The sequence below is a fragment of the Pelosinus sp. sgz500959 genome (assembly GCF_042610375.1).
Taxonomy (GTDB): Bacteria; Bacillota; Negativicutes; order DSM-13327; family DSM-13327; genus CTSoil-075.
This window is the reverse complement of the sequence record NZ_JBGJZL010000012.1, coordinates 40,838-55,254: the sequence shown is the minus strand read 5'-3', so window position 1 is coordinate 55,254 and position 14,417 is coordinate 40,838. Positions and strand designations below refer to the sequence as shown.

The window sequence follows — 14,417 nt, the reverse complement described above, 5'->3', positions numbered from 1 at the left end:
ATCTAAACTATCCTATCAAGTTCTGGACGGTCTCAATCAGATTGTTTTGGTCAAAAGACCCTTTTACGATATAGGCATTAGCCCCTAGCTGAATACCACGCCTTTTATCTTCATCACGCGCACGGGATGTAACAATGATAATGGGTACTTCCCGATAGCGTTCATCTTGGCGTAAACGCATTGTAAGGCTAAAGCCATCAAGATGCGGCATTTCCACATCAGTAATAATGGCATCATACATACGTTGGTTAATTTTCTCCAGTGCTGCCATTCCATTATCTGCTAGATCAACACTGTAACCATAGGCTTCGAGAATACTTTTTTCAAGTTCACTAGTATTAATCGAATCATCGACAACCAGTATCTTTTTCTGTTTCTTTTCCTGAGCCGTTGTCATAATTGATACTGGATCTGGGCGAACTTCACGAGCTGTTTTAATTAATGATCCGATATTTAGTACGCTAACGATAGCGTTGTTACTATCGATTATAACGCCGGATGCCAATCGAAGTTCCTTCAAACTAATTGGCAAGGGTTTGATCACCATATCCGCTTCATCTAAAATAGCATCTACAATCAGACCAAGCTTCTCAATTCCAGAATAAACGATAACAATTAACATTTCCTTTTGCTGATGTGATGCGGCACCTGGACATCTCAGTAAGCTTTGTAATTCTTCGACAGGAATAATTTGTTCACGCAAACGCACAGCACGTTTATTGATCACGTTAACAATCTCAACTGATTGTATCGATAAAACTTCTTGAATAAATTGTACGGGCAGAGCAAATCTATGATTTCCTGCAGAAACCAAAAGCATACGCGACAATGCTAATGTAACTGGAACTTTTAAGAAAAAGGTCGTCCCTTTTCCTGTACGAGTATTAATTTGAATCGAACCTTTGAGATGATCAACAATACTTTTTCGTACAACATCCATTCCTACACCACGTCCAGATAGATCTGTAATAATTGGACTTGTACTGAAACCAGGCATAAAGATTAGTTCCATCACTTCTCGTTCGGTCATTTTAGTAATCGTTGTTTCCGATACGACCTGCCGCTTCAAGGCAATTTCTTTTATTTTATCTAGTGAAATTCCTGCTCCATCATCTTGCAGAATGATGGATACTCCACCCGAATCATAATAAGCCCTTAAGTAAATTGTACCATGTTTATTTTTTCCCACGAGTGTACGCACATCGGGCGTTTCAATCCCATGGTCGATTGCATTGCGAATCATATGAAGCAGAGAGTCACCAATCTGGTCGATCATTTTTCGGTCTAATTCAGTGTCTCCTCCATCAATCTTTAAGTCAACTTCCTTTCCTGTCTCTCTAGCCAGGTCACGTACAGACCGATGAAAAACATCAAAAATCGTTGACAGTGGGACCATCCTCATCTTTAGAGAATGCTCTTGCAGTTCACTGGTCAAATGATCTTCCCTGGCCGTATCATCTCTTAATGACCCCTGAAGTTGTATCAATTGATTATGCAAAGCAAGGGTACCAAGGGCGAGTTCCTTGCAGTCCTCCGTATCAGCTTCATTGATCATCTTTAATAAATTCATGTTTTGCGCCGATAATCGGACAATATCACTTAGCTCTACAATACGTTGTCTTTTTCGGTAATTCTGCCCAATCATTTCGCCCATAAGTTTGATTAAATCATCTAATTTATCGCCGCGAATACGTACAATATCGCTGATAGAAGCAGTTTCACTTTTAGCATTTTTTTCATCCTTATTGTTGTCGGTTCCTGATAACGACCTGTTATCAGGAAGTGTTTCTGATCTTACAACCATGAGTTCTGTATCTGCAGTTTCCGTTGCTATTTCAGGTTCTTTATTCACACTCACAGCCAATTCAAGTTTTTCACAAATGGAAGGGAGTACATCTATCAAAGGTTTGCTGGCTGCAACTTCGGCTACTAAAGCACGAATGGCGTCAACTCCTTCTAAGAGGAGATCAGACAATTCTTTCGAAAAAGATAACTTATCTTTACGCAGATCATCCAATACATCTTCCATGCGATGGGCTACTTCTGCAATGGGACCTAGTTTAAGCATCTTGGCTGTTCCTTTGATTGTATGAGCGCTCCGAAATATGGTGTCAATCGTCGCTGACAAATTCGACTCTGACTCCAAAGATAATAACCCTGATTCTAACTGGCTACAATGCTCCGAAGCTTCTTCTGCAAACTTAACTAGAAATTTCGATATATTTAATGCCATACAAATTCTCCTACCCCTCTCCAAAACAAATCAAACATGCTTAATAGTTTCATCCAGTTTTTTCAAATGGTGCTGACAAAGCTGGATAAACTGGTCAGTTTGAAAAGCAATAGGGAAAAAGGTTAAACCATGTTTTTCAATCGTACCCTGGCTGAGAATTTTTTCCGTAATTTCATATTCACGCCGTGCAAGTAACATTTCTTGCCGTGACTGAAATATCTCTGCCATATAAAAGTGAGCTAGCCAACAATCCGATTGCAGATAAACCGCCTCTTTGAAACGACGTAATGCCTCATGGGCCTGTCCTTCCATGCGCGCCGCCATACCTAACAATAAGTATGCTTCTAGACAAAAAGAATCCAATGACAATACCTTCAAACAAATGTCCATAGCCAAACCCGCCTTTTGCTGATTGAGCAGAATACTTGCTTGTAAACAATAGCCTTTACTAAATGAAGGATCGGCCATAATTATTTCTTCTAATACTATCAATGCTTTCTCATATTGTTTAGCCTGAGCCATTTCTAATGCATGATCAAATTTGTGTAAATGGTGAGCTGTGGTATTGGCTACTCCGAAAGAATATTTTTTCGGAGGTGCTTCACTCATTTGGCCAGTAGTTTTGTTGACATGATTTCGTTGGGAAATCGCGGGGGGTGATAAGGATCTGCGTCCTGTACTGGACATTGGCGGAATCTTATGCTGCTCATTAGTGTGCATAGAGCTTTGTTTTTTGTAATAAAAAGCTGAATTGGTATTCACTACATTTAATGAGTTGGTATTGTAATTAAGCATTTCCGTTGAACTAACGAACAGTAAGCCATCAGCGTTTAAAAGTTCAGCTAAACGGCTAAAAAGTTCTTGTTGCCATTCCTTAGAAAAATAAATAGACACATTGCGATAAAAAATAATATCCATTTTTTCCATTGAAGCTGGATAGATAGGTGTACATAAATTGACGACTGCAAATTCAACTTTTTCCCGCACAACGTCATTGATGCGAAACTTCCCGCCTGCTGCTGACTCAAAATAGCGTAAACGAAGGTCCTCAGGGCATGCACGAAAAGAGTATGGACCAAAAACACCGCTTCGGGCCTTCTCAACAGCAGAAACATCAACATCAACACCAAGTACGTGAAAATCCCATTCCTGTCCAGCGCCTGGGATTTGAAGCAGAGTCATAGCAAGGGAATAGACTTCTTCACCCGTTGAACAACCAGCACTCAATAAACGGAAAATAGGCTTCTTTCCATGGGAAAGTGTTAATCTTCTCTTTAAATGTTTAGATAATACATCTAGATGAGCTGATTCTCGAAAAAAATAGGTTTCATTAACTGTAAGTAGACCAATCAGCAGTAGAAATTCTTCTTCCTGGGACTTTATCAATGTCAAATATTCGGTTGTATTTTCCATATGGAGAGCCATCATACGTTTCTTGATTGCTTCTCTAATATCATGATTACGTTCTTCTCGAAACACCATTCCATATTGTGTGCTAATTATGTAACGGAAAGGTTCAATATCGAGATTGTTCAACCTTTTTGTTGTCATATCTTCTATCATCATCGTGCCACCCTAATCAGTTTTTCTGCAATGTGTTCTGCTGCTAAAATATAGTCAGCAGTACCATTCTCAGCAACAAGCCTGGGCATATTATATACAGCGCAAGACTCCTTGTCCTGAGCGATTGTCATGCCACCGGCGGCTTTAATTTTTTGTATCCCTTTCACTCCATCATCACCCATACCAGTCAAAATAATACCAATGGCCGCCCTATCATAAATTTCTGCTGCAGAACACAATAATGTATCGCAAGACGGATGATAGATCTGATGAGATAAAATAGGTAGCAACTCAATAATTCCTGTTTTTGTAAGAAACATATTGTATTCTGGAGGTGCAATCAAAACTTCGCCGGATTTAGGTACAGCCCCTGAGAAAGCAATCTGTACTTTGAGGGATGTTTTCTGATTCAGCCAGTCTGCAAATCCTACGGCAAATCCTGCAGTAATATGTTGTGCTACAACAATAGGCAGAGGAAAATCTGCTGTGAGACGAGAAAAAATTTTTTCCAAAACCTTCGGACCACCTAAGGAGGAAGCAATTGCTACAATTTTACGGCCATGAGCACTGTTGATTGTTTTTCCCCTTTCACTCATCATTCCCTGTCCAATGGACGTTTTTCCAGTGATATGCCGAATGACTTGTACTCTGGCAAGAATTTTAATTTTACGAATAAATTGAGAGCAATCCACCTCATCAAAAACAGGTTTCTCGATCACTTCCAATGCTCCTCTGCTGATTGCTTCATAGGCTAACCGAGCATCTGAACGTGATGTAACAACTAAAATGGGAGTTGGACACTCCCTCATAATCACTTCAATCGCATCTAATCCCCCCATTACAGGCATCTCAATGTCCATTGTAATTAAGTCCGGGCGTAAAACCTTAGCAAGTCTAATACCTTCGACTCCATTCATTGCGGTACCGATAACTTTTATTCTTGGATCAGATGATAAAATTCCGATCATAATTTCACTCACTAATGGGCTATCTTCAACGACTAAAACTCGCACACTGTTTTTTTCACTACTCATCAGATCACTCCAAACACACTATTTTCGAGCAACTATTTCCTTCTGCTTTCGTAAAAAATTATAGTTTGAAAATTTCAATCAGCCGTTTCAGTTCTTCTGCCAATGTAGCGAGGTCCTTACTTACACGATTTGTTTGTTGTATCATTTCAGAGTTTTCTTTTGTTCCATCTTGAATCTGTCGCAAAGCTTCTACTACCTGTTCACTAGCAGTTTGCTGCTGCTGTATAGAAAGGGATATTTGGTGAACAGCATCTGTTGTCTGTTCAGCTGTATCTTGAATTTCATGCATAATGGAAACAGTCCGGCGAGAATAGTCGAAACCTTCCTGAATTCCTTTGGCGTTTTTCTCCGAAGTAATGACCTGTCGATTCACCGCTTTCATAATTTCATTCGTTCTTGTCTCAATTTCCTTGACGGACTCCATTACACTATCAGCTAAATGACGAATTTCTACGGCTACAACCCCAAATCGTTTTCCAGCTTCACCAGCGCTCGCGGCTTCCAACGCTGCGTTAAAGGCAATCAGGCGAGTTTGATTGGCGATGTTATTAATAATCTCCATCACCTTATTAATTTCTTGGGATTTTTCGCCGAGTGCTTCGATTTCTTGAATACTTCTTTGATTGTCTCGGTTGATTTCATTCATTTTATCCATCAATGCTTCTACGTCAGCAACCCCTTGCCGACTTCGTTCTAAAGTTTCATCAGCAATCGTAGCCACGCCCTGACTGTGAGCAGAAATTTGAAAACTAGAAGAAGCAAATTCTTCCATGGTGGCAGAAATTTCCGTGACTGAACTAGAAAGTTCTAAAGAAAAACTAACCTGTTGCTCCACTGTTTCGGCGGTATTACCTGCATAGGCATTTACCTTGTCAGTCTCATTGGCAACTTTACTGATTGTCTGATGGAGCTGCTGCAAAAGACTATTAATCCATCTTGCTACATCGCCGATTTCATCCATACTGACTAAGCGAACACGCCACGTTAAATCATTGTTAAACTTTACTCCAGTAAGAATTTCAGCGATGGTTTCTTTTAGCGAGAAATAAAATGCGATTATGAGATAAGCCGTAATCACTAATACAATCAACACGATTGCAAAAATATTGAAGTTATGAGAATTCGCATCATTTATTCTCTTGGCGAGCAAAGTATCCAATTGTTGCAAATATAACCGGTATGCAGCAGCATTTTTATCATTGGCTATTTTTACGCGGTTAATGATTAATTGCTGCTTTCCAACACTATTATCATCAATAACTTTTAGTAAATCCATCGTAGCCGTTTCAGACTCGTTGAATACTTGTATTCCATTTGTTAAAGTGGTATTTGTATCAGAAGCTTTCTTGATTCCTATCTTAGTAGCATCAAAAGTCGACCGAATAGCGCCTTCAACTATAGCTGTTTTAATTTGATCATCAACTGTCCTTTGAGATTTTGATAAACTGTCCATTGCTATGGATGAAAGTTGATTGCTCTTGCTAATGATATTTGGATACTTAAAATTAACTGCATCCATAATATAATAACTATCCATGTCAGGATCAAGTACAAGGTTTGAACTATCCCCCACAACAGCAATGAGTTCTAATGTTTTATTGATCGCGGCTTCACGCGCAAGCCCATCGCTACTTGAAATATTTTTTTGTAATAACGGTTTCAATTCATTCCAAACTGGGGTTGTATTTAATTCCATACCTAAGTTTGCATCATTTTTTTCGATCACTCGTATTTGTTGCTCAATCTTTGATCCAGATACATCATTTATCACTTTACCTGATAACTCAATTAATACTTCAGATAAAGGAACCATATATTGAACGCCTTTACGTTCTTGACTTGCAAAATCTGTGACTTTTTTCATCTCTACATGCAAGAAATAACTCTGCACACAAATTGCAATTAACATAATTGTAACTAAAACTAATATTTTTTGAAAAAACTTGAGTTTTTGAAGAAACTTAGCTCCTGGAGAAAAAATTACTGTTTTCCAATTGACGCTCATTTTTATTCCACCCAACATTATTTTTTATTAATTAATGACAATCCTGATTAAAAAATACCAGACCGATATTGCATTACATGCAGGGCTGGCAAAAAAAACTGTTTTTATAAAAATCAAAAAGAAGGATCATACCTTGTTTGCACGGGACTATGCCCCATACACCACTGGAATGGGCTGCGTGTGCCATTAAAACCGGAACAGGGCGAATTTCTTTACTCCCTATGCAAATCATATCTTCTGGTTCATTAATTAGCACAGGAGGATAAGTTACTCGCTTTTTTACCATAAGCATTTTAGGGGTCACATAGATTGTAGATTTGCCACCAACTAATTCATGAAATTTGAGTACTTTCTGCTCAGGATCATAGTTTTGCAAGCAAGCAACCTGATCTGCATCAATTCCATAGCAAGTTTCATCCATTCTAAAAACAAGTAATTGCAGTTCTCTTTGTCTCATAATACTATCCTTCTTCAAACGACCACCTGATCAACTATACGACTAACTGATAAAATACTCACTACTTTGCCATTAGATTCCAATTGATTCATAATCAATTGGCTCAATTTAATATCTAAGTTTATCATTGGTTGGTTAAGAGTTGAAACAGGTACATCTAAAACATCAATAATCGAATCTACCAATATTGCATTGCTTTGCTCATTTGCCTGAGCCATAATAAAAAATCCTTGTTTTTTTCGTGTATCGGCAAATCCTAAAACCTGCCTTAAATCAATCACAGCTTCTATATCACCGCGGATATTGATCACGCCAGGAATAAATTCTGTTGCACCAGGAATCCAAGTAATTCCATCTGCTGGTAATATTTCACGTACTTCTGTACCTAAAAAAGCAAATACATGATGATCAAGAGAAAAAATAACCAACTTGACTTGTTTTTCATCGACTTCGATTATTTTTTCTGCCAGCTCCCAATTTTTAATTTCATCAAGTATAGAGTCGCTTTTTAGCAATTCTTCCGTCATCAATTTCTCACTTCCAATCTACTTCATCAACTAATAATATGAAGAACTTTTATCTATACATTCAATGCACTGAATTTCTTTTCCTGCACTATTGAGCATTTAGCATAAAATTAAATTAAGCAAGACTAGCAGTTTATTAAATAATTCGTAATGTTTTCATCCTTCTTTTATTGGGTAGTCATAATTTATCACTTTATTTCAATGTCTTTTACAAAAAGACATTGAAATTATTTTTTTACTACCAACTTATAAAACTTTATTATTATGTTGACAAAACCTTAGTAAGTATACTAATATAATAATTACTTCGTCCTGCAGGCGTGTAATGTTTACAAAAATTTAAATGGATTAAAAATAATGATTGGGAAAAAGCAACTATTCTTCTGTCTCAGAGAACCGGTGGTTGGTGAAAACCGGTACAGATATTCTTTGCGAAACTCGCCCATGAATTCTTTTGCTGAATGTAAGAATTAAACTTATTTAAGTGAAAGCGTGCATCCACGTTATAGGATATCAGCCATTACGTTAGTATGGTTGAATTAAGAGCCTAATGTAGGGTGGTACCGCGATATTGTCGCCCCTATTGACGTGTATGTCAATAGGGGCTTTTCTATGTCCTAAAATCCCCATTGCTAAAAATAATAAAAAAAGGATGATAATTATGGGAAATCAAAAATCTGGTTCAATAGGAACAGCATTTGCCATGGCAGCTGTGTGGTTTGCAACTCATAGTGGCGGAGGCTTTGCTACAGGCAACCAAGAAGTTAACTATTTTGTAAAATATGGGTGGTATTCACTTTTCCTCCCATTGGTTGCCATGATTCTTTTAGGATGGGGTCATCGTAATGCCCTTGTCTTAGCTAAAGACTATAAGACCTATGACTATAAAAGCTTCTGTGATGCCCTTTTTCATCCTTATGAAAAATATTTCTCCATGGTCTTTGAATTTGGCTTTATCATGTTGATTATTTGTGGCGTAAGTACTTCGATTGCAGGTTCAGGCGCCTTATTAAAGAGTTCTTTGGATATTCCATATGGAATAGGTATAGTAGCTGTAGGAATTGTGTTACTGTTATTGACTATATTTGGCAGTGAGTTAATTGTTAAAGTCTTAAATCTTAAAACTTATTTTATAATCATTACCCTTCTGATTCTCTGCGTACTAGGTATTCAAATGGGTGCTTTTAATTTTCAACGTGTTTTGGCTACTCATGAAACTTTTGGCACCAGTTGGGGAGATGCGGTTTGGCATATGCTCATCTACATTGGCTTTCAAGCTTTTACGGTGCTACCTATTATTTCCGTCTCACATCACATTAAAACGACTAAAGATTGTAATCGGTTTATGCTATTTGGTACGATTCTAAACGGCGCATTTTTGGCAATTATTTGTATCATGCTATTAGGTTTTTCCCCAGAAGTTCTTAACCAGACATTACCGGTATACTTTGTTACGACAAAACTTGCCTTGCCTTGGCTGAAAATCTTATATAGTGTTATTTTATTTGTGGCATTGCTCGGTACGGCAATTTCTTTGATATTTTCTACAGTCGCTCGCTTCGAACCTGTGTTGATTAAAAAAGATATTTTAAAAAGCTTGAGAACCCGTAGAATCGCTATTTCTCTTATTACCATTGTATTATGCACAGGTATCTCTGTATTTGGTTTAACCAACATCGTTGTCAAGGGATATGGTTCCGTTGGTTATATTGGCCTATTCTTTGTTTTGCTTCCAGAAATTATTGTCGGTACAATAAAAATCAGAAAAAACGCTAAGCTGCGGAGAGAACAGACACTTGATAAAGCTGTTTAAACTGAACTATTTTAAAATCTAAAAAACTCATGTAGGAATTCTCATTAGAATCCTTACATGAGTTTTTTGTTGGTTCTACTTTATTAGATACTTATTAATAACTTCCATCAATTCATTTAGGTTGATTGGTTTTGAAATATAAGCATCCATCCCCGCTTCTAAGCACTTTTCTCGATCACCTTTTAATGCATAGGCCGTCATTGCAATAATTGGCGTATGAAAATTCATCTTTTTTTCTTTTGATCTAATGAGAGCTGTTGCAGAATAACCATCCAAATAAGGCATATTGATATCCATCAAAATCACATCAATTTTTTCCTGTTCAAATACATCGATGGCTTCCCTCCCATTTTCTACTGCAATAACCTTAAAGGCATTTTTCTCTAATATGATCGTTACTATGTTTCTACTGACTGGATCATCTTCAGCAAGAAGTATGGTTTTTAGCTCTGATTTTTTATACTGAATAAGTTCGTGATGGGCAATCTCTTGCTTGGGCATTTCTAATTTATTATGAATCCCAAATACGGCTGTAAAAAAGAAACGACTTCCGATCCCTTCTTTACTTTCTACTCCAATCTCTCCGTGCATAAGTTCAATCAATTTTTTTGAAATGGCTAATCCAAGTCCTGTTCCACCAAATTGTTTAGTATGAGAGTCGTCAATTTGACTGAATCTTTTAAACAACTTCTCAAGCTTATCATCAGAAATTCCAATTCCCGTATCCGTTACCACAAACATTAATTTCACTTTATCTCTATACTTTTCCTCAATATCAATGTCAATCACAATTTTGCCTTGAGATGTAAACTTAACTCCGTTACCTACTAAATTCGAAAGTACTTGTCGTAATCGAACCGAATCGCCAAAAATAGTACGGGGTATTTCTTTATTAATGTTTAATTTAATGTGTAACCCCTTTTGTTTTGCTGCAATCGTAAATAAATCAATTACTTCATTCGTTGTTTCCCAAATATCAAAGCTAGCCTCTTCCAACTCGATTTTACCTGCTTCAATTTTTGAGTAATCCAGAATGTCATTTAAGACTCGAAGTAATGCCATTGTTGATGATTTTACAATGTTTAGATATTCACGTTGCTGTTCTTGTAAATTCGTCATGAGAGTTATATCCGTCATCCCAATAATTCCATTCATCGGTGTTCTGATTTCATGGGACATATTGGCAAGGAATGTACTCTTTGCAACATTGGCCTTTTCTGCCTCTTCTTTGGCTTTTATTAAAGATTTTTCAATTCTCTTACGTTCAGATATATCCAAAAAAATGATAATCCCTGCTTTTATGTCCCCCTCTTCATCTTTTATTGGTGCAGCATTAGCCCAGATTGAAAGACTTTGACCATTTTCGCGTAATATGATAAATTCATCACTATAAGTTTCGCCATAACGGATTGCTCTTACCAGTGGAACTTCATGATCTTCAAATGCAGTTCCATTCTCGTGAAATATATTCCAATTCATCAAATAATTATTAACACCCGTATTAAAATATTCTTTAGAGTGGTTCGTAATTAATTGACCTGCTTTGTTTAGATATCGCACTTTTCCATCTGGAGCATCAGCAACCACTATACCAGCTTGGCAATTATCTAATGCAGCCTGCAATATGGCTTGCGTTTCCTGTAATGATTGCTCTGCCGCCTTTCGCTCCATTATTTCTTCTTCTAGTGCCACATTCATATCCATAAGTTCGCCATTTAGTTTGTTAAGTGACTCCTGAGAGGCCTGTCGTTCTATGATTTCATCTTCTAGCGTCGCGTTGATTTCTTGCAATTTCTGTTCCATTCGTTTGCGTTTTGTGATATCACGGACGATGGATATCGACCCGATGATCTTGCCATCATAATCCTTCACGGGACTAGCACTAACCTCACGACTACGCCATTCTCCCGTTGCAGGAGTCTTAACTAGTTCCACCTCATCACGAACGATTTCTCCTTGTAGTGCGCGAAATGACGGTGCTTCTTCTACCGAACGAGGAATCCCATCTCCATGCAGAACCTCAAAGTTAGAAGTAGGGTTACTGCCAAATTTCTGAATGACCGCTGGATTTACTAAGGTTAATTGCTTATTTGCGTCAAAGATCCATACTTCATCGCTAATGCTGGTGATAAGTGCAGATAGACGGTCTTTCTCTAGCTGAACAGCTGCCATTAATCTTCTAGTTTTTTCATTTCGACTAATGAGCAGTCCGCACACGATTAAAATGAATAAGCTGGTCAATGATGTCCCAAAGATATATCCTTGTTTACGTTGTTTATAATCAGCAAGGACTACTTCCATTGATTTTCCAACGGAGACGATAAGAGGATAATCGGGCATAATACGATAAGCCCCTAGACGAGTAATATTGTCCAAAGGATTCAATGATATATATATGCCATCAGGACGACCAGACTGAATTATGTGCCAAAATTCAGTAGATCTCACGTCCTGACCAGCTTCTGAATTATTACCAGATTGACGAGCCCGAATGAACCCATCGGGGCCAATTAGAGAAATCCGTTGATCCTGGCCAAGGTCTACATGATCGTAGTATGAAAGGAAAAAGCTTACTTTTAAACCGATATAGACAATACCTCCAAAAGATCCGTCCGGTTTATTGATTCGGCGTGTCAAAGGAATTGTAGCACTTCGATCAATTTTGCTGATGATCGGCTTGCCAATTTCAAGCTTATTGTGATCAGTAGCTCGATGTACTAAGAAAAATTCCCGATCCGAAGAGTTTATCCCAATAGCATTCTTATCAGGACTGCTGATCACAAATCCCTGCTCGTTTAAGAGAGCGACTCGATTGCGGCTTGGATCTTGTGCCACACTATCCTCGAAAGCAACAAAAAGCGGACTGAATATACCTTCTCGTTCATAGGTTAATTTTAAATTGAGTAGATCCTTATCCCCATCATTAATAATTCTTCGCACGTATTCTTCATAGGCTTTAGCCAAATTCATGGTTATCTCTGAAGATTCTTCAACCGTCCTGTCATAATCATAGTTGATCTGCTGGCGAGTAAATAGCCCGATTCCACTGATTAATAAAATACCTATCAAGATAATAAACCACGAATAGGCAGATAACCGACGCTCTTTATTATTTTCAGTTAAGTCCCAAAAGATAAATGTATTCAAAATGCATTTCCCCTTTGCAGTTCAAAATTCCGAAAATCCTATTATATATAAATTGATTTATCAAAATAGCTTTTAAACTCGTACAAAAAAAGACATTCTTAATTTTTAATATTTTCTATTACTTCTGTTAAAGCTAAAATAATCCTTTTATTTTATTTAATTTGTCGAAATTACTTTTTTAATAGAAAAACCGGTTGAGATGGATATCGATCCACCTCAACCGGCCTCTTTCTTTATCTATTAATTTAACATTCTACCGCTAGCGTCAATGGGCTGCCAGACTATCAGACATTAGTAGCGATCTTAAGTATGAAAGTATACTTTACCTCTTATACCACGGTTTAAACTTCTTAATTTTCTCTAATAAACCCTCAGTCTTGCCATCAAAAGTAATCGCTCGATCGTCAATAATAACGACTGCTGGCGGTTTCTCATCAGTGATGTTATCTACTTTTATATTATATTTCTGTAGCCATGCAGTGATAGCTTCAATTCCTCCTGGTTGATAACACCTAGAAGAAACAACAACGACTCGGTAATGTTTACGTATTTCAATGATTGCGTCTTTAATGCCAGGCACCGGAGAGTCGGGAATTACGTTTGCGCCTTGCCAACCACTCGTATAGCTATTAATAACCCCATCAAAATCAAATATTACCGTTTGCTTCCCCATTCATATCCCTCCTTAAAATATAAGTATTCCCTTATATTTTGTTACAATACGGAAGAGAAAAAGGGATAAAAGTTGATTATTGCCAAATTATCTGTAATGGTTTTCGATCAACTAGTCTTTTGTATGTATATTTGGGGTAGCCTACCATCAATCCGCCAGTGACGGTCATGTCCGTTGGTAGTTTCAACAGATCCAGCAAAGGCTGATAGCCAGATAAGGCACAGGCTTCAAAAAAACCAGCCCAGCATGTTCCTAGTTCAATAGTCGGTGCATAAAGTTCAGCATAAGCTAGAGAAAAATGGGTATTGTCCCGACCACGGGGTAAAAAGTTCTTTGGTGCTATCGCTATGATTAGACAGGGCGCACCTCTCAAAATAACATCTTGATCCGTTTTACGATACTTACTTACGACCCCCGTAAAGTATGGTGTCATGGGCGAAGTATTTTTGATCAAGTCTTCCATCCAATCAATCGTGGCAGCTGTGATGGCTTTTAATGTATCAGGATTTTCAATGATATAATAGGCTAACCCCTGTGAATTACCACCAGTTGGCGCCATTCGGGCAATATTTAAGAGTTGCATGATTTTTTCTTTCGGTACGGCTACAGGTTTATAACGGCGGATCGATCGACGAGCACGAAGAAAAGTGGCAGCGATTTTCTCATCCAGCACAGGCATCTTTTCTATGGACACTTGATTGGACAAAGGTGCTTTTAGATTATTCAATGCCTCTCGTGGACAGACCGCTACACAGTGTCCACAAGCAATACAGTGATTCCCTGTGTCTTCTGGTCCATGCTTACCCATATGGATAACATCTGTAGGACAGACATCAGCACAATAACTGCAACGGATACATCGTTCTTGGTCAACTTGAATAATGGAATCCATAATTATAATTCCTTCTTTCTATCATTTTTCACCAAATCTTCGGCACTACTCATCTTATGTATTCGTAAAAACA

General features: G+C 37.8%; 10 protein-coding genes and 1 other annotated feature. Of the genes, 1 reads left to right on the top strand and 9 read right to left on the bottom strand.

Annotated elements, in window-relative coordinates; genetic code table 11:
- Positions 1-7 precede the first annotated feature (7 nt).
- The 6 genes from ACAN52_RS17275 to ACAN52_RS17250 all read right to left on the bottom strand — a co-directional run bounded on the left by ACAN52_RS17275 (position 8) and on the right by ACAN52_RS17250 (position 7,819).
- A complete protein-coding gene (locus ACAN52_RS17275) occupies positions 8-2,233 on the bottom strand; it encodes a response regulator (RefSeq protein ID WP_378956193.1) in 2,226 nt (741 codons plus the stop codon).
- 30 nt (positions 2,234-2,263) lie between these two features.
- Complete coding sequence (locus ACAN52_RS17270; protein ID WP_378956192.1) at positions 2,264-3,799, bottom strand: CheR family methyltransferase; 1,536 nt, start codon at positions 3,797-3,799, stop codon at positions 2,264-2,266.
- Positions 3,796-4,830, bottom strand: coding sequence for a chemotaxis-specific protein-glutamate methyltransferase CheB (gene cheB / locus ACAN52_RS17265; RefSeq protein WP_378956190.1), 1,035 nt, complete (start codon positions 4,828-4,830; stop codon positions 3,796-3,798). The genes ACAN52_RS17270 and cheB overlap by 4 nt, the downstream gene beginning before the upstream one ends.
- A gap of 58 nt (positions 4,831-4,888) precedes the next feature.
- Positions 4,889-6,835: a methyl-accepting chemotaxis protein gene (locus tag ACAN52_RS17260; protein WP_378956189.1), complete on the bottom strand. Its 1,947-nt coding sequence runs from the start codon at positions 6,833-6,835 to the stop codon at positions 4,889-4,891.
- A gap of 73 nt (positions 6,836-6,908) precedes the next feature.
- On the bottom strand, positions 6,909-7,292 hold the full coding sequence (locus ACAN52_RS17255; RefSeq protein ID WP_378956188.1) for a hypothetical protein: 384 nt from the start codon (positions 7,290-7,292) through the stop codon (positions 6,909-6,911).
- A gap of 14 nt (positions 7,293-7,306) precedes the next feature.
- Complete coding sequence (locus tag ACAN52_RS17250) at positions 7,307-7,819, bottom strand: chemotaxis protein CheW (RefSeq protein ID WP_378956256.1); 513 nt, start codon at positions 7,817-7,819, stop codon at positions 7,307-7,309.
- A gap of 348 nt (positions 7,820-8,167) precedes the next feature.
- Positions 8,168-8,404 (top strand) — a binding site (T-box leader).
- Positions 8,405-8,480: 76 nt separating this feature from the next.
- Here ACAN52_RS17250 and ACAN52_RS17245 point away from each other — a divergent pair.
- Positions 8,481-9,632 (top strand): hypothetical protein, encoded by a 1,152-nt coding sequence (locus tag ACAN52_RS17245; protein WP_378956187.1) that lies wholly within the window; start codon positions 8,481-8,483, stop codon positions 9,630-9,632.
- A gap of 75 nt (positions 9,633-9,707) precedes the next feature.
- On the opposite strand, the gene ACAN52_RS17240 is transcribed toward ACAN52_RS17245, so the two are convergent.
- The 3 genes from ACAN52_RS17240 to ACAN52_RS17230 all read right to left on the bottom strand — a co-directional run bounded on the left by ACAN52_RS17240 (position 9,708) and on the right by ACAN52_RS17230 (position 14,344).
- Complete coding sequence (locus ACAN52_RS17240) at positions 9,708-12,779, bottom strand: ATP-binding protein (protein ID WP_378956186.1); 3,072 nt, start codon at positions 12,777-12,779, stop codon at positions 9,708-9,710.
- Between the two features lie 322 nt (positions 12,780-13,101).
- Positions 13,102-13,452: a hypothetical protein gene (locus tag ACAN52_RS17235; RefSeq protein WP_378956185.1), complete on the bottom strand. Its 351-nt coding sequence runs from the start codon at positions 13,450-13,452 to the stop codon at positions 13,102-13,104.
- 76 nt (positions 13,453-13,528) lie between these two features.
- Complete coding sequence (locus ACAN52_RS17230) at positions 13,529-14,344, bottom strand: nitroreductase family protein (RefSeq protein WP_378956184.1); 816 nt, start codon at positions 14,342-14,344, stop codon at positions 13,529-13,531.
- Positions 14,345-14,417 lie beyond the last annotated feature (73 nt).

What these genes read in the sequence shown, in the direction of transcription:
- ACAN52_RS17250 (WP_378956256.1), bottom strand. Translation starts at nt 7,819, where the DNA reads ATGACGGAAGAATTGCTAAAAAGCGACTCTATACTTGATGAAATTAAA.
- ACAN52_RS17260 (WP_378956189.1), bottom strand. Translation starts at nt 6,835, where the DNA reads ATGAGCGTCAATTGGAAAACAGTAATTTTTTCTCCAGGAGCTAAGTTT.
- ACAN52_RS17245 (WP_378956187.1), top strand. Translation starts at nt 8,481, where the DNA reads ATGGGAAATCAAAAATCTGGTTCAATAGGAACAGCATTTGCCATGGCA.
- ACAN52_RS17270 (WP_378956192.1), bottom strand. Translation starts at nt 3,799, where the DNA reads ATGATGATAGAAGATATGACAACAAAAAGGTTGAACAATCTCGATATT.
- ACAN52_RS17275 (WP_378956193.1), bottom strand. Translation starts at nt 2,233, where the DNA reads ATGGCATTAAATATATCGAAATTTCTAGTTAAGTTTGCAGAAGAAGCT.
- ACAN52_RS17230 (WP_378956184.1), bottom strand. Translation starts at nt 14,344, where the DNA reads ATGGATTCCATTATTCAAGTTGACCAAGAACGATGTATCCGTTGCAGT.
- ACAN52_RS17255 (WP_378956188.1), bottom strand. Translation starts at nt 7,292, where the DNA reads ATGAGACAAAGAGAACTGCAATTACTTGTTTTTAGAATGGATGAAACT.
- cheB (WP_378956190.1), bottom strand. Translation starts at nt 4,830, where the DNA reads ATGAGTAGTGAAAAAAACAGTGTGCGAGTTTTAGTCGTTGAAGATAGC.
- ACAN52_RS17235 (WP_378956185.1), bottom strand. Translation starts at nt 13,452, where the DNA reads ATGGGGAAGCAAACGGTAATATTTGATTTTGATGGGGTTATTAATAGC.